We start from the raw sequence: 20,431 nt of genomic DNA on the forward strand, positions 1-20,431 counted from the left end.
CGGCGGTGGCAGCAGCGGCGGTGGCAGCAGCGGCGGTGGCAGCAGCGGCGGTGGCAGCAGCGGCGGTGGCAGCAGCGGCGGTGGCAGCAGCGGCGGTGGCAGCAGCGGCGGTGGCGGAAGCAGTGGCGGCAGCAGCGGGAGCGGCGGCTGCGGTTGCGGTGGCGGCCCCGGCGGCGGGTTCGGCGGTGGTAAAGGCGGCCCCGGTGGTGGTTTTGGCGGAGGCTTCGGTGGCGGGTTCGGCGGCGGCTTTGGCGGAGGCTCCGGCGGCGGTCACGGAGGCAAGGGTGGCGGCGGCAATGGTGGCAATGGCGGAGGAAACGGGCACTGACAGTCGCCTGTTTCCCGGGTAGGGGGCCCCCGCGCCCTACCCGTCGCTAACGACATGCGTATGCCGTTCGCAGTCCCCCGGCAGCGGCGGTGATGTCTCGATCCCCCGGTCGAGCGTCACCGCCCGAAGCCGGTCGATGTTGGCAACACCCGCAGGCGGCCCGGCAAAACAGCACGCAAGGCCTCGAAACGCTGACAGGCAGTTCCTGCTCTTGCACACGTTTAAAACTAAAACAATCGATCGTGTCGCGCGTGACCGGAACCAAACCGAAGCGATTGCCTCATATCAGATTCAACGTTCGATATGAGGGCACCACAACATGCAACGAAACGTCCCCCACACCATGGCGCGCACGGCCACCGGCCTGCTGATGGTCGCCGCTCTGGGCCTCGCATCGCTCGCTAATGCGCAAACTTCGGCGCAAACACCGGCTACGTCGACTCAGCCACAGCCGCAAACCCTGTCGCAAGCCGCCCCGCCGGTCGATCCCACCTTCTCCGCCTATTCGCTCGCGCAAACCTGCAAGCTAAAAAACGATAACGTCGCGCAAGGTCAATGCGTCGGCGCGATCCGCGGCATCATCCACGGCTATCAGTACGGCGTGCTGTTCCTCGGTCAGCGCGCGTCGCTGCCGCCCAACGAAACGCAGCGTGTGTCGCTGTGTCTGCGCAATACGCAGGTGTCGTCGATCGTCGACGAATTCATTGCCGATGCCGCCCAGGTCAACGAAGACTCGCTCAAGCACACGCCCGCTGAAGTCGCCGTTCTGGGTTCCGTGCACATGCACCACAGTTGCAATTGATGACGCCCGTGCAGCGAGCCGCAGCGCCATAAGCGCCGGCTCCATGGCCGGCTGCAGTTCGCTGACGGCCGCTACTGCACTCACAGCATTTCGAGTGGCCGCTTGCTGCGCGGCGGTTTGAAGTAAGTGTCGATGGCAGCGAGTTCGTGCGCGTCGAGTTGCAATTGCGACGCCCGATAGTTGTCGCGCACATGCTCGACGCGGCCCGCTTTCGGAATCGCGAACACGCCGGGCTTTTGCAAGACCCACGCAAGCGCCACCTGAAACACCGAGACGCCGCGTGCGTCGGCAATATCGTCGAGCGGCGAGCGTTTCGGCAGGCGCGCATGATCGACCGGACTGTATGCCATCCCCGGCATGTTGCGCGCGGCAAGCCACGGCAACAGGTCGAATTCCGGCCCACGGCGCGCCACGTTGTAGAGAATCTGATTGGTCGCGCACGCCTCGCCGCCCGGCGTGGCGACGAGCTCTTCCATATCGTCGGTATCGAAGTTGCTGACGCCCCAGTGGCGAATCTTGCCCGCGCTGCGTAATGCCTCGAATGCCTGGACGGTTTCCGCAAGCGGCACCGAGCCGCGCCAGTGCAGCAGATACAGATCGAGCCGATCGGTTTTCAGGCGCTTGAGGCTCTGCTCGCAGGCCGCGATCACGCCGCGCCGGCTGGCGTTATGCGGATACACCTTGCTGACGAGAAAGACCTGATCGCGCAGCCCCGCCAGCGCTTCGCCGAGAAGCGATTCCGTGGCGCCGTCGCCGTACATTTCCGCCGTGTCGATCAGCGTCATGCCCAATTCGATGCCGCAGCGCAGCGCGGCGAGTTCCGAGGCACGCCGCGCCGGCTGTTCACCCATCTCCCAGGTGCCCTGCCCCAGTTTCGGAATACGCTCGCCGTCGGGCAGGCTCACGCTTGCGATATCGGTCGTCATGCTTTCTCCTCGAAGTGGCTAAACATAGGGCAACGCGTTCATGTCGATGCGGCGGCGCAGGCGAATCCGCGGCGCATGATACGCAAATCACAGGGACGAGTTTAGCGGTTGCATGAGCATCGGATCGGGCACCAGGCAAAAGCCCGCTATAACGGAGCGCGCCGATGTCTTAGAATTGCCGCTTGCCCTTCTTGCGTGAGCCCCATGACCTCTGCCTCGGAAGACCGCTGGCGCGACCTGCGCCCGGACCCGGAAAACGACACGCCGCTGTATCTGCAACTCGCTCGCAAGCTCGGCAGCGCGATTCACGAAAACCGTTGGAACGCGGGCGAGGCGCTGCCCTCTGAGCGCGTGCTGTCCGAAGCGCTCGGCGTATCGCGGATCACCTCGCGCAAAGCCATTGCCCTGCTGGTCGAACAGGGATTGATCCGCCGCACTCAAGGCGCGGGCAGCTTCATCACGCCACGCTATGAAGATCCGCTATCGCGTCTGTCGAGTTTCAGCGAAATGCTTCGGCGACGCGGTTTTACGCCGAGTTCGAAGTGGTTGTCGCGAGAAATTTCGCCCGCTAACCGCGATGAGGTGATTCAACTGGGCTTGTCGCCGGCGGCAGCCGTAACCCGGCTGCGCCGTTTGCGTCTCGCGGACGGCATCGTGATGGCGGTGGAGAATTCCACCTTCCCTGCCGCGGTGATTCCCGATCCTCAGGCAATTGGCGATTCGTTGTACACGTACCTGGAAAATCGCGGACTGACGATTGTGCGCGCGCTGCAGCATTTTCGCGCGGTGAACGCGAACGACGAGATCGCGCAGCAGATGAGCATTGCCCCTAACGAGGCGCTGTTGCTGATCACGCGCGTCGGGTACACGGCGGATCAGCGGGCGATCGAGCTGACCGATACCTACTGCCGCAACGATTACTATGATTTCGTGGCGGAGTTGAGGAAGTAAGTACGGCGTTTGTCCTTCGGGGCAATCACAACACCGTCAGGCCCATTTCGCCTCATGCGCCCCTATCCGTGCCGGCGGCAAATCAAAGCGCGCAGGCGTCTCCTCAAGACGCTCAGCCGGCAGAACGCCCAGCACCCGCCCGAACTCCGACTGCACGCTTCCCAGACAATCCCGCACATCGTCGATCGAAACGTCGGGCGCCTTCCAGCCGTCGGGAAGCAATCCGAAGGATTGCAACCACCGTCCGGTCTGCGCGAGCGACACCCTCACGTGCCAGCTTCCGCCTTCGGTGGCTCGCCGCGCCAATGCGGCCATTGCGCCGAACGCAGCCAGATATCCCGTCGCATGATCCAACGCCTGACAAGGCAGATGCTTCGGCTCATCCCATCCCGCCGCCTCGCGCTCGGTAAAAGCAATCCCACTCGCGGACTGCACCAGACTATCGAAGCCGCGCCGCCCGGCCCAAGGTCCCGTGTGCCCATAAGCGCAAACCGAGACATAGACGATCCCCGGCCGCACTCGCGCCAGTTCCTCGGGACCGAACCCGCGCGCCGTGAGCGCCCCTGGCCGATACGCCTGCAAAAACACGTCGGCGTCGCTAACGAGGCCATTTAACGTTTCCTGGCCAGTTGCATCGCGCAAATCGATCACAGCCGAGCGCTTGCCACGCCCGTTGTCGATTACCAGCGGCGCAATGTTCGGCAAGTGCGGACCGTTGACCATCAAGACCTCGGCGCCATGCTGCGCGAGCGCGCGTCCCGCCACCGGCCCGGCAATGATGCGCGACAAATCCAGCACCCGCACGCCCGCCAGCGGCCGCTCCGCGCCTGCCTCGCGCGGCGGCTCGACCGGCGCATCGCCAATGCGCTCGATCTCGAACAAGGGCAGCCCCGAAATCGCTTTCGCCTGATCGAGCGCAGCCCACTCGTCGGGCGTGCGAATCAATGCCGCGCACAAACCGGCGTCGGCGAGCGTCTGATCAAGCGTTGCGCCATCCCAGCCGCGAATCGCCTCGGCCACCGCCGCGCGATCGTTCGCGCAGCCGAGCACCTTCAGCACGCCTTCAAGATGATGTGGAAAGTTTGTGTGCAGTTGAATCCAGCGGCCGTCGCGCGTCGCGTAGAAACCCATCACTGGATCGCGCAAAGCGGGGGGCGGACCGTCGTCGATACGCAGATAGCGCTCGCTGCGAAACGAGGCCAGCGCGCGCCGCATCTCTACGGTGACGTGTTGCCGGCGCCCCGTGCGCAAGCGATGGTATTCGGCAGCTGCAAGGCCGCTCGCGGCGATGGTCGCCTGCGCCAACGCGCCGACCCGATAGACCGACGGCAAGCCTGGATCGGCGCCGGGAAGCGAGACAGAGTGCAGCGCAGTCGGGTCGCATTGCGCGGTCATCCAGATATGTTTGAGTGCGAGTTCAGGCGTCGTGGTGCTCATGTCGTTCATCTCGTTCGAGTTGGGACAGGAAGAAAGTGAATCGAGTCTAGAATTTCGCCTTGCTGCAATCAATCTTGATTATGATAATCAATATATATTGATTTCTTCGGTTTCTACGCGTTTCCATGCCGCCCACCAATTCCCTCACCGCCGCCGAAGCCGCCGCCACGCTCGGCATCAGCCTGCCTACGCTGTATGCGTATGTCAGCCGCGGCATGCTGAGCTCATCGCCGGATGCGCAAGGCAAGCACCGGCTCTACGACGCCGGCGAAGTGCGGCGGCTCGCCCGGCGCAAGGAAGACGGCAAGCGCGCCGGCAAGGTCGCGCAAAAGGTGTTGGATTGGGGCGTGCCGGTGCTCGAATCGTCGATCACGCTGGTGGCCGACGGCCGCCTGCTGTATCGCGGGCACGACGCCATGGAACTGGCGCGCACGGCATCCCTCGAGGATATCGCGGCGTTGTTGTGGGAATGCAGTGCGAGGCGTATCGCCGATGCACCGGCCGTCCCCTTCGCCGCCGCGCAGTGGGCCGCGTGGCTCAAGCTCTGGAGCGACAGCACGCCGCTCGACCGCGCGCTCGTGCTGCTGCCGGCCGCCGCCGCGCAAATGCCGCGGGTATGGGCGCTCGGCCGCGACGCGCAACTCGATACCGCCTGCGCGGTCATGCGCTTGCTGGCCGCCGCGATGGTCTCGGCGGCGCCGTCGAACGAACCGCTGCACAAGCAATTGGCGTCGGCGTGGAACATACGCAACCGTCAGCAGGCGGGGCTGCTGCGCGCGGCGTTGGTGGCCTGCGCGGATCATGAACTGAATGCTTCGACTTTCACGGTTCGCTGCATCACGTCGACGGGAACACATATGTTCGGCGCCGTGGCCGGCGGTCTGGCCGCATTGGCCGGCCCGCGACATGGTGGCGAAACGGTGCGGATCGCCGCGCTGCTCGATGAAGCGTCACGCGCACCCGATCTCGACCGCTATCTGGCGAACCGGCTCGCCCGCCATGAGCACGGCACGCATGGGCCGGTACTGTCGGGCTTCGGTCATCCACTTTATCCGGACGGCGATCCGCGCGCGCGTCTGCTGCTCGAGATGCTCGCTGACTGCGCACCGGGCCGTTCGCCGCTAGGCGAAGTGCAGGCGATCGCGCGCACGGTGCGTGACACGACCGGCGCGGAGCCGACCGTCGACTTCGCGCTCGTGGCCATCGAACGGGTGCTCGGCCTGCCGGCCGGCGCCGCGTTCACGCTGTTCGCGGTCGGCAGGGTGGTCGGCTGGATTGCTCACGCAATGGAGCAAACGCGCGACGGCCGGTTGATCCGGCCACGCGCGCGCTATATCGGGGAGATTGAGGCGCGGCCTTGACCGGCCGCGCAGCAGACGCGGTGCACATCCTCCGTGCCCGCATCAGCCGCAATGGTTGCAGCGGCTGTGCAATTGCCGCAGCCACCTCACTCCGTCACGCCACACCGAACCAGCGCGGCAACCAGTTCAACATCGGCGAACCGCTCAACGGCCGCGTTACAGCACGCTCCGACCCGCTAGCCAGCGCGAAACGCGCACCGGCCCGCCCTGCGCTGGCCCACGCCAGCGCACCGCGTGGCAACTCGATCGATTGCCCCGTTGCCAGCCAGTGATCGCCGTTTTCGCCTTCGACAGTCAACCAGATCTCACCCGAGATCACCTTGAAGACCGACGGACGCGCGACACGCCAGGCCGCCGCAGGCTCGTCATGTTCCATTTCGAAAATCCGGACTTCACGCATCGCTGTTCTCCTTCAAAGAACTTTCCTGTTGTATTGATTATTGACGTGCGATCATCAGATACCCATGCACAGTTCCGAACACTTTCATCGGAACTGTTCAGTCGAAAAAACGGACAGTTGACGGCAATCGCGCTTCATAGGCGCGTGCAGCGCACGCCGCACCGAAGGCTCGGCGAAGGAAAAGCACCGTATGAAACTCGAAATCCAACTCAATCGGGAAACCGGCGTACCACTCACCGAACAGATCGTCACGGGCGTCACCGCCTGGATTCGTTCGCGCACCGCTCACCCCGGCTCCAAGCTGCCGTCGATCCGCCAGTTCGCCGCCGACTACGGCGTGAGCCGGTTTCCCGTGATCGAGGCTTACGACCGGCTGGTGTCGCTCGGCTACGTCGACTCGCGGCACGGCTCGGGCTTCTATGTCGCCGACCGCCAGCCGCCAAGCGCGCAATGCCAGGGCACCTCGGACCCGCGCCGCGCCGAGGACGAATCGGGGCACATCCTCCAGCAGTTCAACTACCAGAGTGAGACGCTCAAGCTTGGCAGCGGCTTCATCCCTGATGCGTGGCGCGACACGGAGAGCCTCGCGCAAGCGATCCGCCACGTGTCGCGCACCGATAGCGCGAGCATGGTCGATTACGCGCTCCCGCTCGGCAATCTGACCTTGCGTGAACATCTGCAAGGCCGTATCGCTCAATTGGGGATTCAGGCGGACGCCTCGCAGATTCTGATCACCAATGGCGCGAGCCAGGCGCTCGATCTGCTGATGCGCTACATGCTCAAAGCCGGGGACACGATATTCGTGGAGGACCCCGGCTACTACAACCTGAACGGTCTGCTGAAGCTGCACGGCGTGAAGCTGATCGGCATTCCGCGTACTCGCAACGGCCCCGATCTCGATGTGCTGCAGGCGCAGTTGCAGATGAATCGGCCGAAGCTGATGTTTATCAACACGGTATTCCACAATCCGACCGGCACCACAGTCGCGCCGCCGGTGGCATTCCGGCTGCTACAACTGGCGCGCGAACACGGTTTCACGATCATTGAAGACGACATCTACGCCGACTTCCAGTCCGACGTCACCGATCGTCTCGCCACCCTCGACCAGCTCGAACACGTGATCTACGTGGGCGGTTTGTCGAAGACGCTATCGTCGTCGTTGCGGATCGGCTGCGTGGTGGCGAGCCACGCGATCATCAAGGATCTCGTCGACATCAAGATGCTGACGAGCATCGGCGGTTCACGCTTTGCCGAAGCGGTCGCCGCTACGTTGCTGGAGCGCGGCGCGTACCGCAAGTATCTGGAACGGCTACGCCGCCGCATGCGCGACGCGCTCGGCTCAACCATTCAAACACTCGAAGACGCCGGCTGGGAGCTGTTCGAAAAGCCTGTCGGCGGCAAGTTCGTGTGGGCGCGCGTGCCGCACGTCGGTAACGCCGAACGGCTGGTGGCATGCGGCGCACCGCTCGGCGTGACCGTGGCGCCTGGCAGCTATTTCCGGCCGAACATGGAAATGAGCCCGTGGACCAGGATTCACGCCGCGTTCGGCAATGACCCGCGCGCCCAGGCATTTTTCCGTGCTGCTGTGGCGTTGCCTCCCTCGGACTGACCTCATCATCTTGTCTTCGCGCTGAGCGCATATCCGCTGCGCCGGGCCACGCTTTTCCCTAGAATAGCGAGTCCCAGCCCGTCCCTGCGCGCCTAGCCGCCTTCCATGTCCACGCCGCCGACCCTGCCCGCCTCAGCCCCCGCCGCCACTTCAGGCCCGTCGGCCCGCTCGCTCACCGTGATGCTGTGGCTCGTCGCCACCGGCTTCTTCATGCAGACGCTCGACTCCACGATCGTCAACACCGCGCTCCCCGCGATGGCGACAAGCCTCGGCGAGTTGCCGTTGCGCATGCAATCGGTGGTGATCGCGTACTCGCTGACAATGGCGGTGATGATCCCGGTGTCCGGCTGGCTCGCCGACAAACTCGGCACGCGGCGCGTGTTCTTCAGCGCGATCCTCGTGTTCGCAGTCGGCTCGCTGCTGTGCGCCAATGCGCATACCCTGAATCAACTGGTGATCTACCGCATCGTGCAAGGCGTGGGCGGCGCAATGCTGCTGCCGGTCGGACGGCTCGCGGTGCTGCGTACCTTCCCGGCCGAGCGCTATTTGCCGGCTTTGTCGTTCGTGGCGATTCCAGGACTGATCGGACCGCTGATCGGACCGACGCTCGGCGGCTGGCTCGTGAAAATCGCTTCGTGGCACTGGATCTTTCTGATCAACGTGCCAGTGGGGATCGTGGGTTGCATCGCCACCTTCATCTTCATGCCGGATAGCCGCAACGAGCACACCGGCAAGTTCGACCTGAAGGGCTATCTGCTGCTGATTTTCGGCATGGTGGCGATCTCATTCGCGCTCGACGGCCGCACGGAGTTTGGCATCCAGCACGCCACCGTGCTGGTGCTGCTAATCCTGAGCCTCGCCTGCTTTGTCGCCTACGGTTTGCACGCCGTACGCGAGCCCGCACCGATCTTCCCGCTCGACCTGTTCAAGATCCACACCTTCAGCGTCGGGTTGCTCGGCAATCTGTTCGCGCGGATCGGCAGCGGCGCGATGCCTTATCTGATTCCTCTGCTCCTGCAGGTGAGTCTCGGCTATAGCGCCTTCGAAGCCGGCATGATGATGCTGCCGGTGGCGGCTGCGGGCATGGCGGCCAAGCGCCTCGTCACCACACTGATTGTCAAATACAGCTACCGGCGCGTGCTGATCGTCAATACGGTGCTGGTGGGCCTGACCATGGCAAGCTTCGCGCTCACTTCAGCCAGCCAGCCGCTGTGGCTGCGGCTCGTGCAACTGGCATTCTTCGGCGCGGTCAACTCGATGCAGTTCACCGCGATGAACACACTGACGCTCAAGGATCTCGGCACCGGCGGCGCGAGCAGCGGCAACAGCCTGTTCTCGCTCGTGCAGATGCTGTCGATGAGTCTCGGCGTGACCGTTGCCGGCGCGTTGCTCGCGACCTTCACCGGCCTCCTGCCGCGCGTGACGGCCGCCAACTCACTGCCCGCTTTCCATGCGACGTTCCTGTGTGTCGGCATCATCACCGCCGGCTCGTCGTGGATCTTCGCGCAACTGTCGCCGGACATCCGCACGCCCGCGAAAAAGACCGATCCTTCGGAACGGACCTGAGTTTTGCGCCAGGCTGCGGTGGCGTTGCCCCTAACCGCCGCTACCCGCCGCGCCCCGTCGCCGACCCGCAAAGGGGCGCGGGCCGCACCACCGAAGTGCGAATCATCGCGTTCGCGCCCGCGCTAGCGCACAATCGCCGTACTGACAGCGGCAAGCGGGCGCGCGCAGAGTGTTTCCGCACGCGCATAGTTCTTGCTCGCCTATCCTGTAAACTCACATTTTTGCGCGTGCCCACTCGTGCCGAGCATGAGAAGCGCGCCGCCACTTCCACACGACTGACATGATGAGCATGATCGAACTCGATCCTCCCGGCTTCCAGCCGCCGCGCCCGATGGCGGGCGACGAAGGCTCCCGGCGCACCGTTCTGTACGGCGGCTACACGGTTTTCAGCGTGTTCCAGCCGGTTTTTTCGGTGTCGCACCGGCGTGCGATCGGTTATCACGCTTCGCTGCGCGCACACGACGAACATGCGCTGCAGGTGCCGTCACACGAGGTTTTCACGCAGGCGGCACGGCGCGGCGACCTGCTGGAACTCGGGCGGCTCGCCGAATCGCTGCATCTGGGCAACTTCAACGCATTCGACAGCCACGACGAATGGCTTTTTCTGAGCCTGCACCCGGCCGCACTGATGGACACCAGTTACGGCGACGCACTGCTCGCCGGCCTCAAGGCGCTGGGCTTGCCGCCGCAGCGGGTGGTGCTGGAAGTATCCGAACAGGCCGGCGGTGAAACCACGCGCTTCGCCGAAATCATCGACGCGCTGCGCAAGTCCGGCTTCCTGATCGCGCTGGACGGCTTTGGCGCCAAACATTCGAACATCGACCGCGTGTGGAATCTGCGTCCGGACATCGTCACGCTCGACCGCTGCATTCTCGCGCAAGCGAGCGAACACTCGCATATCGAACGCGTGCTGCCGGGCCTCGTTTCGCTGCTACACGAATCCGGCCAACTGGTGCTGATGGGCGGCCTGAGCACCGAGCGCGATGCGCTGATCGCACTCGAATGCAACGTCGACTTCGTGCAGGGCGCGTACTTCGCGGGCCCGAGCGTCGAGCCGGTCAAACCGCAAGCGGCGGCCGGCCTGATGGACTCGCTCTCCGCGGCACTACGCGAACGGGTTGCCACACGCGAACGCGCACAGTCAGCACGGCTCGCACCCTATGTCACGGCGCTGGAAACGGCGGCTGCCCAACTCGTGGCCGGGGAATCGGTAACCCAGGCGACCGCGACGCTGCTCACGCTCGGCGAAACGGCACGCTGTTTTGTGCTCGACGGTTCGGGCCGGCAGATCGGCGACAACGTGCTGCCGGCGGGACGCGCTTCGCAACGCGCCAAGCGCTTCCGGCCATTGCTGCATTCGGAAGGCGCGAGCTGGGAACGCCGGCCGTACTTCATTCAGGCCATGCGCGTGCCAGGCCAGGTGCACCTCACGCCGCCCTACCTCTCGATCAACGAAGCACACCTGTGCGTAACGGCCTCGATCGCCGCGCATACGCCGCACGGCACCCAGGTGCTATGCGTTGACATCAACTGGGAAGTCGCTGCGCATCGTAATTGACGCAAGGGCGTTCCGCTGGATCCGCGCGAGGAGCTTCATGACAGCCGCGCGGCCCAGCAAGCGGTTGGCCGCCTGCAACCGCGCCGCGCTGGTGACGGCGCGCAACGCGACGATCTTCGTCGAGCCGTCCGCCTGATTTAGCGTGGACACGTCGATCACCCCCACAACCTCGCCTTCGAAGAGCAACGCAATACACATTGCGCCTTCGACCGACACCACCTCTGCATGGCTCGCCTGATGCGCGAGCGCTGTCACCGTCTCCATCCAGGCCACTGGCCCCAGTTCCTGCGTGCACACCGGCGCGTCGCTGACGACTTCCGGCGCATCGCTAAAGAGGCGTAACAAGGCCGCCCGATCCTGCGCCTCCAGCGCGGTGCGCAAGCGTTCCACGATCCGTGCATGCGCGGCGGGATCCGGTCGTTCCAGCGGCGCGCCCGCACGCTGCAACCGCGCCTTGGCCCGATGGACAATCTGCCGGCAACTGGCCGGCGTACGGTCGAGGATTTTCGCAATCTCCGCGTAGTCGCAATCGAACGCTTCGTGCAGCACGAATGCCGCCCGCTCATCCGGCTTCAGACGCTCGAGCAGAAGCATCACGCCGTACGACATCTCCGCTGCACGCAAGGCCAATTCCTCCGCCGACGGCGCCACCTCGTCGAGCCAGGGCTCCGGCAGCCAGCCGGCAGCCTGTGACGCGCGTTCGCGCTGCACGTGACGCAGCCGGTCGATCGCCGCGCGCGTGGTGATCGTGGTGAGCCAGGCGGCCGGTGTCTGCACCTCTTGCGTATCGGCGAGATGCCACTTGAGCCAGACGTCCTGCACCACGTCTTCCGCTTCGGCGCGGCTGCCGAGCATGCGGTACGCCAGCGCTAGCAGGCGGGCACGCACGGCCTCGAAGCTGGATGCCTTGTCGATTCCTTGTTCCGTCATGCCTGAACCTCCTGATCTACATCCTTTTTACCTTGACGCCCGGACTCCCGCCGATGTGACAGCCCACCGAAAAAATATTCCTGTCACGCCGCCGCCCTTCCTCACGTCATACAGGCAACAACCAACGCAACGGGGGCGTGGTTGTTCGAATCGGCCACCGCTCCCGGCCACCGGCAACGCGCCACCTGAAACGAGGCAAACATGCATTCCAGCTATCCGTCCATCACCGGCCTCGGCCTCGTGCCCACCGTGATCGAACAGTCCGGCCGCGGCGAGCGCGCCTATGACATCTATTCGCGTCTGCTGCGCGAGCGCATCGTCTTTCTGGTCGGTCCGGTGAACGAACAGTCAGCCAGTGTGATCGTCGCTCAATTGCTGTTTCTGGAATCCGAGAATCCCGACAAGGATATTTCTTTTTACATCAATTCGCCTGGCGGCTCGGTATATGACGGCCTCGCCATCTATGACACGATGCAATTCATCAAGCCCGAGGTGTCGACCTTGTGCACCGGCTTTGCCGCCAGCATGGGCACGTTTTTGCTGACCGCCGGCCAGCGCGGCAAGCGGTACGCGCTGCCGAACGCGCGCATCATGATTCACCAGCCGTCGGGCGGCAGCCAGGGCACCGCTGCCGACGTCGAGATCCAGGCGAAAGAGGTGCTCTACCTGCGCGAACGTCTCAACGCGATGATGGCCGAGCGCACCGGGCGCAGCATCGAGGAGATCGTGCGCGACACCGACCGTGACAACTTCATGTCGGCTCAAGGCGCGAAGGATTACGGCCTCGTCGACGAGGTGCTGGAAACACGCGCGGCGCTCGGCAATCCAGGCGACTCGGCTCGTCACCGTGACATGTAGCGCGGCACGGCCGCACCGCCAGAAACGTCCTCGCCCCGGACGGTTTTTGCCGTTCCTATCGGTGCGCCTGAAACACAAAAGCTGATCACCTCCGCTGGAATCGCTATCATGGTCGCGATTCGTCGAATTCGACGATCGCTTCAATGGAGATATTCATGGCGTCATCCAACGAAACCGTCAGCATGGCGCTATTCTGCGACTTCGAAAACGTTGCGCTCGGCGTGCGCGACGCGAAGTACGACAAGTTCGACATCAAGCTGGTGCTCGAACGTCTGCTGCTCAAGGGCAGCATTGTCGTGAAGAAAGCGTATTGCGACTGGGACCGCTACAAGAGTTTCAAAGGCGCGATGCACGAGGCCAATTTCGAGTTGATCGAGATTCCGCACGTGCGCCAATCGGGCAAGAATTCCGCCGACATCCGGCTCGTGGTCGACGCGCTCGACCTCTGCTACACGAAATCGCACGTCAACACCTTCGTCATCATCAGCGGCGACTCGGACTTTTCGCCGTTAGTGTCGAAGCTGCGCGAGAACAACAAGCAGGTGATCGGTGTCGGCGTGCAGCAATCCACCTCTGATCTGCTGATCGCGAACTGCGACGAATTCTTCTTTTACGACGACCTCGTGCGCGAAAGTCAGCGCACGGTCGCCAAGCGCGAGTCGTCGCGCCCGCAACAGGCCGCGCAGCAGACAGCCAAACGTACGCCCGACGAAGAAAAGTCACGCAGCAAGGAAGACCTCGAAAAACGTCGCACCAAAGCGGTGGAGATCGCCGTGCAGACGTTCGACGCGCTCGCGTCCGAACGTGGCGATAGCGGCAAAATCTGGGCATCGGTACTGAAGAACGCGATCAAGCGCCGCAAGCCGGATTTCAACGAGACGTACTACGGCTTTCGCGCATTCGGCAATCTGCTGGAAGAAGCGCATGCGCGCGGGCTGCTCGAATTCGGCCGCGATGAGAAGTCAGGCGCGTACGTTTATCGGGGCGCGGCTGGAAATGCGGGCGCCGAAAACGTGAACGAGCCAGCCGAAGCAAATGAGTCGGCAGAGCAGATGATCGTTGAAGCACAGGTTGCCGAAACCGTGGTCTCCGAGTCGGGCGGCAAGCACGAGTCGCGCCGCCGAGGCCGTGGCAATCGCAAGCCCGGCCGTGGCCAGCAGGAAAGCGCGCAGGAAGAGCGTGTGGCGGTTGACCACAGCCGTCATGCACAGGCTCAAACTGACACGGGACACACGCACGCGCCGTCGGCCAGTGAATCCGTTTTCGAACAGCCGGAAGCCACCTGGGCACAACCGGAGGCCTTTGCAACTGAACCGGTCGCAGTAGCCGCAGAAGAAACACCGGAAGCGGGCACCGCCCAACCTAAGCGCCGCAAGGAACGCGCACCGCGCAAGACAGCCGCGAAGAAAACGAAGAAGGCAACACCGCGAAAGATCGATGAGGTCCCGGAGATCGCGGCGCCTGCTGAAGCGCCGGCAGCGTCTGTTACCGAAGAAAAGGCGCCCGCGGCCGCCAAAAAGGCAGCGCGCAAAACCACCCCACGCAGTCGCCGTCCGCGTAAGGCAGCGGCAACGAGCGAGGCGGAATAAGCGTCTCACTTTGCGTGACGTGCACCGGATTTCCTCCGGTACACCGATAGCAATGTGAATGCCGCAACAACGCAAACTCCGTCGCAAACAAAAAGCCCCTGCTCGCAACGAGCAGGGGCTTTTCCATTTCCAGTTCGCAACACCTACAACAAACCAAACACCGCCACCCCATTCGTCGTGCCCACAAACACTTTGCCGCGCGCGATCATCGGCGTGATGAACTTGTTGCCCGCGCCCCATTGATCGCGCGTGCCGGCCTGATTGCTGTTGTACAGCTCGCTCGCGAGGTTACTTGCGTTGTACGCATGCAGGGCGCCCGTCGTGCCGTTTTCCGCCACCCAGACGATGCCGTTGCTCGAGCCATTGGCCGACACGGCCGGTGTCGCGCCGGGATAGGCAAACGTGGTTGGACTCTTTGACGATGCGGTGGTCGCGAGAAATGCACCGGAGATCGGCAGCGCCTTGAGGTTATCGTTCCAGCCGCCGTAATAGACCACACCGTTGTAATAAGCCGGCGAGCCCCAGATGCCGCCCGCGAGCGTGCCGGTCAGCACCTGCCAGTTATTGTTCGCCGTGGGACTGAATTTACCCATCGAATCGCGATCGACCACGTAGATCAGATTGTCCTTGCCCGCCGCCACCGCCAGGTGTTTGACAACGCCGCCCGCGGTCGTCTGATCCGGCAACAGCATCACGCCGCCCGAACCGAAATCGTTGTCGGCATTTGCCTCGGCCACGACGTTACTCATGGCGAAGTAATCGGTGACCTGCAGGTTTCCTAAGGACAGCTTCATCAGCGAGTTTCCGAAGTCGCCGTCAACCGGAAAGCCCTGCGCATTCAGCGTGGTGCCGAACGTGCCGTTGCCGTCGACGACGTAAATCGAGGTGCCGTCCGAGGCCATGCCTGAGCCGGCCATCCAGATCGATCCCTGGCTACCGTTCGGCGCGACGTCGAACACGCTGGTCTGCTTCAACGTGTCGGTGCTATAGGCCATCAACCAGCCGGTGTAAGCGCCTGACATGCAGTGCGCGGTCCAGCCCATATAGACGTTGCCGCCGACCAGCGTGAGCGCCGCGCGCACGGTATGCAGCGATGGATTGAAGGTGATGGTGCCATTGACGCTCCCCGCGCCGCTGCCGGGGAAGCTCGCCGCAATCTCCGTCGGGCCGCCGAGCACTTCTGCCCCCGTGGTCAGATCGAGCGCATGCAGCCGATGATGGTACCCACCGCTGCCGTCCTTGGTCATCGCCACGGCATACAGCACGCCATTCGCGCCGCGATTGCGATCGATCACCGGCGTCGACGTAATGCCGATTTCCGGCGTGATGTCCTGGCAACCGTGATCGTCACTGGGTGTCTCGCCGCTGCCGACCAACGAGACCTTCCACAATTGCGCGAAGGTGGTGGCGTCGTACGCGTATACGCTATCGTGTTCGGTGGCGACGTAGACCACGTCGTGAGCGGTGCCGCTAATCGGCAGACTCGTGACGAACAGCGGCTGTGCATCGACCTTGCCGTCCGCGGAGAGAAACGCGACTTTGCCGAAGCTCGTTGAATTGACGTTCGCGAGCGTCAGCGTGGTCTCGGCGAGCATCTGGCCCGTGCGGGCGAGATCGTTGTGATGCATCAGCACGTCGGTGGCGAAGGCTGTCGTGCCCATCGACGTGCCACCCGAACTGGTCGAGCCGGTGCCGCCACTGCCGGTCGTCGAACCGCTGCCGGTGGTGCCGCTGCCGGCTGACGAACCTGAACCCGTACCCGATGAGCCACCCGAGCCGCCGCCGCAAGAAAGGAAGCAGCCGGCGACGAGTGCAATCGCCAGCCGCTCGCACACGCGGGACCACATTCTCGGATTGAACGTGCCGGTTTGCGGTCGCTGCATGGTCGCCTCGTTTGCACGATGTCCGGCTCACTCCGTGCGTCGGGCTGCGTCGAACGGCGGAGTCAGAAACGGCGGGGGCCGGCAGGGATGGAGTGGAGTGTGCGGGCTGTGCGGAACCGTCAGACAACCGGCGTCCCTGGCCCTCTATCCAAACGTACGCCCTTTGCCGGGCGGCCTGCCGCCATCGTTTCGTGTCTTTCCGCCAGAGATGACAAAAGCTTTACAGCAACAAGCTTGCCTGCCCCTTGCGCAAACGATGTGTTTCGGCGAAGCGAGGTTTCCGATCGACCTCAGTTTCAGTAATACGGGTAAGGTGCGTACATCACCGGAGGCGGCGCGACATACCGCGGCGGCGGAGCATAGTAGTACGGCTGAGGTGCGTAATAGGCCGGCTGCGGCGCGTAGTAGGCGGGTTGCGGCGGCTGCGAGATCGTGTTGCCCTTCGAGGTCATGCACTGCGCGTAGGAGGCGTCGTAGCGCGCTTGTAGGCCCGCCGCGGAATACTGCGCGCCATTCGCGCCGTTCGCGCCGCCGATCAGCAAGCCGCTGCCCGCGCCGATCGCCGCGCCCGCGCCCGCATTGCCCGCCGCCGCACCGATCAGTGCGCCGACCGCCGCGCCGCCAAGCGTGCCCAGCGCGGCGCTGTTCACGCTGTTGGTGGTCGCCGCCTGGGCGGCCGCATTCGGGTCCGTCGAACGGTTCGCATAGTCGCGGCATGCATAGTCGTCTTGCTGGAACTGCCCGAGCGGCTCGCCGCTGCGCGGCAGCGCGACCACGCTTGGGCCGCTCGGCGGCATGACCGCGCAACCGCCGAGCGCGAGCGCAACGGCGGCGGCCGGTATGGCGAGGCTAATCGACTTGGTGCTGGAGATCATGTTCGTGCGCTTCAATGACATTGGAATTCAAACGTTATGCCAATCGGTATCGCGCTTGGTTACGAGATCGTTACAGAAAGTTTTTCGCTTACATTCTCGCGCGCGTTCGCGCCGCTTGGTCTCACAGCCTGAAAGGCCCGCGCAGCCACGTCATATCGGGTAATGCTTGTAAGCGAAGCCGCAATCTGTTTTCGCAGCGCGCAGCCTAAACTGGCTTGCGGTAATAGTGGGCAATGAACCAGAGGATGACTCGATGAACCGGCTTGTTTTTCTGGCGGCGGTGGCTTCTGCCGCCTGCATATCGCCCGTTTTCGCGCAGTCGAACACGACATTGCCGAGCAGCGCGATCGAACCGTCGACAACGACCTTTCCCAGCGCCTCGATCGCGCAGAATTTTCAGTACATCAATCACCCGCCGCCACCTCCCGCGCCTGCGAGTTCGGCGTCGCCCAGCGGCGGCGGACGCGGTCATCGGCATCGGCAGATGTCGGCGGATTCAGATACGGCCGGGGGTGCGTCGACGCAGCCTTGATCGGACGCCCGCAGGGTCTGAATCGGCGCGGAACAAGGGTCCACCTGACCTCGCCGCAGTTACTATCTGTGACAAAGCTTGCACTCCCGACCGGCCTCGCAGGTGCCAACCCGACGACTATCTCTCCCCGTTACCTCGTAACTGCCGGAGAAACACGCGTTGCGCGCCCTCCGAAGGCTTCACCTGGCATCGTCATACCTCCAGCTGTAGCGCTGTCGCGCCTCGCCGGCGTGCTCCGTTGCCCCTGCCTGCACCACGTTCCCCAGACGTGGCGGTAAGCGGCCTCGACATGGCGCGCAAAGCGCGCGCCGTCCATCAACGGCGATGCCGCGAGCCGTGCCCGCAGGCTGCCACGCATCTCGCTCAGGCGCGGCAGATCGCGTACCAGCTGGACGGCGGTCTCGACAAACTGTGCGTCGCTTTCCGCGGCGAGGTCGCGCAGACCCAGGTTCTCCAGTTGGCTCAGTCCGGCACGCCCCACTGACGTGCTGCCGACCCGAGTGACGACCGGCACTCCCATCCAGTATGAGTCGAGGCTCGTCGTATGGCCGTTATACGGAAACGTATCGAGCCCGACGTCGATCTGGTGATACGTCCGCAGATAGTCCGCGCGCGGGCGAAACGATGTAAAAGAGACCCGCTCCTCGGTGATCCCATGGTGTCCCATTCGTTCAAGCAGAAGCGCGCGGGCCGCGCCGTTCGGGGCCATCAGTAGCAGCCTCGCGTCCTTCACCTCGCGCATCACGTCGCCCCACAGCCTGAACGTCGCATCGCTCAGCTTGCACGGGTTGTTCAGGCAACCGAACGTCGGATAGCCGTTCGATAGCGCAGGCAACGCATTGACCTCAGGCGTATCCGTCAACGCGTCATAGCACCAGAAAGAGTCCCGCAGACGGATGGAAACTTCGCTATACCAGGCATCGCTGCCGACCGGGTCGAGCCACGGGTCGGTGAACCGGTAGTCGATCGCATCGATGCCGGTCGTGCCCGGATAGGCGAGCCAGGCGATCTGCACCGGTGCGGGTTTGCGTGCAAACAGCAGCGGACGGCCATCCGCCATGTGCATGGTCAGGTCGATGAGAATGTCGATCCGGTCGTCGCGGATCATCTGTGCGAGCTGCTCGTCGTTGAGTGCGCGTACGTCGCGCCAAGCATCGGCATAAGAGGCTACGCGCTGCGTCAGATCGTCCGGCCGGGTGACGCTCGCGTAACAGAAGACTTCGAACTGTTCGTGATCGTGATGCGAGAGAAGCGGAAGCGTGAACAGCGTCTGGCAATGATCGCGGAAGTCCGGCGACACGTAGCCGATGCGCAAGCGGCGGGACGGCGTCGCATCGTTCGGATGCGGCTCGTGGGTGCCGCGATACGGTGCCTCGTGCCGCGCCGACCATCGACGGCTTTCGTCCAGTAGCGGCTGAGGATGCTCGGCCTGGAAGCTCAATGCGTAGACCAGATTGCTGTGCGCGACGACATTGTAGGGATCGCACGTGAGCGCCCGACGATAGCAATCGATGCCGTCGTCGAGGCGACCCTGGTCCTTCAGCACGTTGCCGAGATTGTTGTGCGTGACCGAATGATGCGGGTCCACGCTGAGCGCTTCGCGCAAATGAGATTCCGCCTCGGCGATGCGGCCGAGCGTACGCATCAGGGTCGCCGCATTGTTGAGCGCGGCAACGAAACCCGGGCGCAGGCGGATCGCCGTGCTAAACGCTTGCGCGGCGTCCTCGTGCGAGCCCGACTCTTGCAGGACGATACCCAGGTTGTTGTAGGCATCGGCGTGTGCCGGCGCTTGCCCGATCGCCCGCTGATAGTGGCTGACCGCCTCGCTCCGCCTGCCGAGCGCATGCAGCGCATTGGCCAGGTTGTACGCTGCTTCGGGGAAGACGGGGTCTAACTCGAGCGCGTGCGTCAGCAACGCAGCGGATCGTACGAACTCGCCGCGCCGGTGAAGCGCGACGCCGAGATTCACCAGGCTGCAGGGCGAGTCGGGTGCCACGCGCACCGCTGCCTCGAGTTGCATCACGGCTTCGTCCAGACGGCCTTGCGCCTCGAGGAGTGTGCCGAGATTCGTGAGTGCGTTGGCGTCTTCGGGTTGCGCTGCGATCGCGCGGCGGTATGCGGCTTCCGCGGCATGCAGGTCGCCCTGTTGCCGGTGGCAGTTGCCGAGGTTATTGAGCGCGTCGACGTGCCCTGGTTCAAGCGCCAGCAGCGACGCATGGATCTCTATTGCAGCAGCGTATTCGCCGACTGCTTGCAGCGCCGCCGCCAGGGCGAATAGCACGTCGGTGGAGCCGGCTTCGAAAGACAGTGCTTGCAGATAGGCGTCGATCGCGCCGGTAAATCGTTGCGCGGCGGCAAACACTTGTCCTCGAACGAAGTGATATCGCGCGTTTTCCGGTGCGCGAGTCAGCGCCGCATCGAGCCACGCAAGTGCGGCCTCGTACGCGCCACCTTGCATGTCGAGCACACCGAGGCGGAACATCACGTTCGCGTCGTCGGGGTTGATCGCGAGCGTACGTTCGTACAACTCGCGGGCATGGCCGAACTCACCCGCGAGATGATGTGCCGTCGCGAGATCCAGAATCTGAGTGATTTCCATCGTGCCCCGCCGGAGGACTGCTGTTTCACCGATGTCACTTCGACCCGGACCGCTGTCCGCATCACATCCTTGTGATGCCGTCGCGCGAGGCGAACCACAGGCCGCGCGAAGGGGAACGAACATCAGCGAACGATAGCGAGCGAGTCCTTACCGAGGTTTACCATTGCTCACCACAAGAAACATGTGGCGATGCAGTCACACCGCTTCCAGCCGGGGAGCGAAACTTC

17 protein-coding genes are annotated in these 20,431 nt (G+C 63.9%); 10 read left to right on the plus strand and 7 right to left on the minus strand.

The window, feature by feature from the left end; genetic code table 11:
- Both M0D68_RS17455 and M0D68_RS17460 read left to right on the plus strand, forming a co-directional pair.
- The coding region (locus tag M0D68_RS17455; protein ID WP_266224863.1) for a hypothetical protein at positions 1 to 350 on the plus strand (350 nt) is incomplete at its 5' end.
- A gap of 297 nt (positions 351 to 647) precedes the next feature.
- Complete coding sequence (locus tag M0D68_RS17460) at positions 648 to 1,130, plus strand: hypothetical protein (protein ID WP_093635744.1); 483 nt, start codon at positions 648 to 650, stop codon at positions 1,128 to 1,130.
- Positions 1,131 to 1,210: 80 nt separating this feature from the next.
- On the opposite strand, the gene M0D68_RS17465 is transcribed toward M0D68_RS17460, so the two are convergent.
- Positions 1,211 to 2,056: an aldo/keto reductase gene (locus tag M0D68_RS17465; protein ID WP_200617993.1), complete on the minus strand. Its 846-nt coding sequence runs from the start codon at positions 2,054 to 2,056 to the stop codon at positions 1,211 to 1,213.
- 204 nt (positions 2,057 to 2,260) lie between these two features.
- Here M0D68_RS17465 and M0D68_RS17470 point away from each other — a divergent pair, with 204 nt between their 5' ends.
- Complete coding sequence (locus M0D68_RS17470) at positions 2,261 to 3,007, plus strand: GntR family transcriptional regulator (RefSeq protein WP_093635740.1); 747 nt, start codon at positions 2,261 to 2,263, stop codon at positions 3,005 to 3,007.
- 36 nt (positions 3,008 to 3,043) lie between these two features.
- Here the strand turns inward: M0D68_RS17470 and M0D68_RS17475 are convergent, their stop codons facing one another.
- Positions 3,044 to 4,444, minus strand: coding sequence for a CoA transferase (locus M0D68_RS17475; protein WP_266224864.1), 1,401 nt, complete (start codon positions 4,442 to 4,444; stop codon positions 3,044 to 3,046).
- A 125-nt stretch (positions 4,445 to 4,569) separates the two neighbouring features.
- Here M0D68_RS17475 and M0D68_RS17480 point away from each other — a divergent pair, with 125 nt between their 5' ends.
- A complete protein-coding gene (locus M0D68_RS17480; protein WP_200617985.1) occupies positions 4,570 to 5,805 on the plus strand; it encodes a citrate/2-methylcitrate synthase in 1,236 nt (411 codons plus the stop codon).
- A gap of 94 nt (positions 5,806 to 5,899) precedes the next feature.
- Here the strand turns inward: M0D68_RS17480 and M0D68_RS17485 are convergent, their stop codons facing one another.
- Positions 5,900 to 6,205 carry a DUF2917 domain-containing protein gene (locus M0D68_RS17485; protein ID WP_200617983.1) on the minus strand — a complete coding sequence of 102 codons (306 nt, stop codon included), beginning with the start codon at positions 6,203 to 6,205 and terminating at the stop codon, positions 5,900 to 5,902.
- A gap of 190 nt (positions 6,206 to 6,395) precedes the next feature.
- Here M0D68_RS17485 and M0D68_RS17490 point away from each other — a divergent pair, with 190 nt between their 5' ends.
- The 3 genes from M0D68_RS17490 to M0D68_RS17500 all read left to right on the plus strand — a co-directional run bounded on the left by M0D68_RS17490 (position 6,396) and on the right by M0D68_RS17500 (position 10,938).
- The gene (locus M0D68_RS17490) at positions 6,396 to 7,814 is read left to right on the plus strand and encodes a PLP-dependent aminotransferase family protein (protein ID WP_200617981.1); all 1,419 of its coding nucleotides are present in this window, start codon (positions 6,396 to 6,398) and stop codon (positions 7,812 to 7,814) included.
- 105 nt (positions 7,815 to 7,919) lie between these two features.
- Positions 7,920 to 9,380, plus strand: a complete 1,461-nt coding sequence (gene mdtD / locus M0D68_RS17495) for a multidrug transporter subunit MdtD (RefSeq protein ID WP_093635734.1) — start codon at positions 7,920 to 7,922, stop codon at positions 9,378 to 9,380.
- Positions 9,381 to 9,663: 283 nt separating this feature from the next.
- The gene (locus tag M0D68_RS17500; RefSeq protein ID WP_093635764.1) at positions 9,664 to 10,938 is read left to right on the plus strand and encodes an EAL domain-containing protein; all 1,275 of its coding nucleotides are present in this window, start codon (positions 9,664 to 9,666) and stop codon (positions 10,936 to 10,938) included.
- Here the strand turns inward: M0D68_RS17500 and M0D68_RS17505 are convergent.
- A complete protein-coding gene (locus M0D68_RS17505; protein ID WP_200618257.1) occupies positions 10,894 to 11,868 on the minus strand; it encodes a sigma-70 family RNA polymerase sigma factor in 975 nt (324 codons plus the stop codon). The genes M0D68_RS17500 and M0D68_RS17505 overlap by 45 nt on opposite strands.
- Before the next feature lie 201 nt (positions 11,869 to 12,069).
- Between M0D68_RS17505 and clpP the strand changes: the two genes are divergently transcribed.
- Together clpP and M0D68_RS17515 are read left to right on the plus strand one after the other, a co-directional pair.
- Positions 12,070 to 12,726, plus strand: a complete 657-nt coding sequence (gene clpP / locus M0D68_RS17510; RefSeq protein ID WP_200618256.1) for an ATP-dependent Clp endopeptidase proteolytic subunit ClpP — start codon at positions 12,070 to 12,072, stop codon at positions 12,724 to 12,726.
- A 155-nt stretch (positions 12,727 to 12,881) separates the two neighbouring features.
- Positions 12,882 to 14,315, plus strand: a complete 1,434-nt coding sequence (locus tag M0D68_RS17515) for an NYN domain-containing protein (RefSeq protein WP_200618255.1) — start codon at positions 12,882 to 12,884, stop codon at positions 14,313 to 14,315.
- Positions 14,316 to 14,458: 143 nt separating this feature from the next.
- Here M0D68_RS17515 and M0D68_RS17520 read toward each other — a convergent pair whose 3' ends face one another.
- Together M0D68_RS17520 and M0D68_RS17525 are read right to left on the minus strand one after the other, a co-directional pair.
- The gene (locus M0D68_RS17520) at positions 14,459 to 16,162 is read right to left on the minus strand and encodes a PQQ-binding-like beta-propeller repeat protein (protein WP_234486519.1); all 1,704 of its coding nucleotides are present in this window, start codon (positions 16,160 to 16,162) and stop codon (positions 14,459 to 14,461) included.
- A gap of 332 nt (positions 16,163 to 16,494) precedes the next feature.
- Positions 16,495 to 17,073 carry a glycine zipper family protein gene (locus M0D68_RS17525; protein ID WP_200618253.1) on the minus strand — a complete coding sequence of 193 codons (579 nt, stop codon included), beginning with the start codon at positions 17,071 to 17,073 and terminating at the stop codon, positions 16,495 to 16,497.
- Positions 17,074 to 17,326: 253 nt separating this feature from the next.
- Between M0D68_RS17525 and M0D68_RS17530 the strand changes: the two genes are divergently transcribed.
- Entirely contained in the window at positions 17,327 to 17,605 is a 279-nt protein-coding gene (locus M0D68_RS17530; RefSeq protein WP_200618252.1) for a hypothetical protein, read from the plus strand.
- A gap of 130 nt (positions 17,606 to 17,735) precedes the next feature.
- Here the strand turns inward: M0D68_RS17530 and M0D68_RS17535 are convergent, their stop codons facing one another.
- The gene (locus tag M0D68_RS17535; protein ID WP_266224866.1) at positions 17,736 to 20,204 is read right to left on the minus strand and encodes a glycosyltransferase family 41 protein; all 2,469 of its coding nucleotides are present in this window, start codon (positions 20,202 to 20,204) and stop codon (positions 17,736 to 17,738) included.
- Between the last annotated feature and the right edge of the window lie 227 nt (positions 20,205 to 20,431).

This window comes from Paraburkholderia sp. SEWSISQ10-3 4 (genome assembly GCF_030464785.1).
Lineage (GTDB): Bacteria > Pseudomonadota > Gammaproteobacteria > Burkholderiales > Burkholderiaceae > Paraburkholderia > Paraburkholderia aspalathi.

Excerpts from the sequence above, each read along its gene's own strand:
- clpP (WP_200618256.1), top strand. The coding sequence starts at position 12,070 with ATGCATTCCAGCTATCCGTCCATCACCGGCCTCGGCCTCGTGCCCACC.
- M0D68_RS17460 (WP_093635744.1), top strand. The coding sequence starts at position 648 with ATGCAACGAAACGTCCCCCACACCATGGCGCGCACGGCCACCGGCCTG.
- M0D68_RS17505 (WP_200618257.1), bottom strand. The coding sequence starts at position 11,868 with ATGACGGAACAAGGAATCGACAAGGCATCCAGCTTCGAGGCCGTGCGT.
- M0D68_RS17520 (WP_234486519.1), bottom strand. The coding sequence starts at position 16,162 with ATGTGGTCCCGCGTGTGCGAGCGGCTGGCGATTGCACTCGTCGCCGGC.
- M0D68_RS17530 (WP_200618252.1), top strand. The coding sequence starts at position 17,327 with ATGAACCGGCTTGTTTTTCTGGCGGCGGTGGCTTCTGCCGCCTGCATA.
- M0D68_RS17485 (WP_200617983.1), bottom strand. The coding sequence starts at position 6,205 with ATGCGTGAAGTCCGGATTTTCGAAATGGAACATGACGAGCCTGCGGCG.
- M0D68_RS17465 (WP_200617993.1), bottom strand. The coding sequence starts at position 2,056 with ATGACGACCGATATCGCAAGCGTGAGCCTGCCCGACGGCGAGCGTATT.
- M0D68_RS17470 (WP_093635740.1), top strand. The coding sequence starts at position 2,261 with ATGACCTCTGCCTCGGAAGACCGCTGGCGCGACCTGCGCCCGGACCCG.
- M0D68_RS17500 (WP_093635764.1), top strand. The coding sequence starts at position 9,664 with ATGAGCATGATCGAACTCGATCCTCCCGGCTTCCAGCCGCCGCGCCCG.
- mdtD (WP_093635734.1), top strand. The coding sequence starts at position 7,920 with ATGTCCACGCCGCCGACCCTGCCCGCCTCAGCCCCCGCCGCCACTTCA.
- M0D68_RS17515 (WP_200618255.1), top strand. The coding sequence starts at position 12,882 with ATGGCGTCATCCAACGAAACCGTCAGCATGGCGCTATTCTGCGACTTC.
- M0D68_RS17535 (WP_266224866.1), bottom strand. The coding sequence starts at position 20,204 with ATGGAAATCACTCAGATTCTGGATCTCGCGACGGCACATCATCTCGCG.
- M0D68_RS17480 (WP_200617985.1), top strand. The coding sequence starts at position 4,570 with ATGCCGCCCACCAATTCCCTCACCGCCGCCGAAGCCGCCGCCACGCTC.
- M0D68_RS17475 (WP_266224864.1), bottom strand. The coding sequence starts at position 4,444 with ATGAGCACCACGACGCCTGAACTCGCACTCAAACATATCTGGATGACC.
- M0D68_RS17525 (WP_200618253.1), bottom strand. The coding sequence starts at position 17,073 with ATGATCTCCAGCACCAAGTCGATTAGCCTCGCCATACCGGCCGCCGCC.
- M0D68_RS17490 (WP_200617981.1), top strand. The coding sequence starts at position 6,396 with ATGAAACTCGAAATCCAACTCAATCGGGAAACCGGCGTACCACTCACC.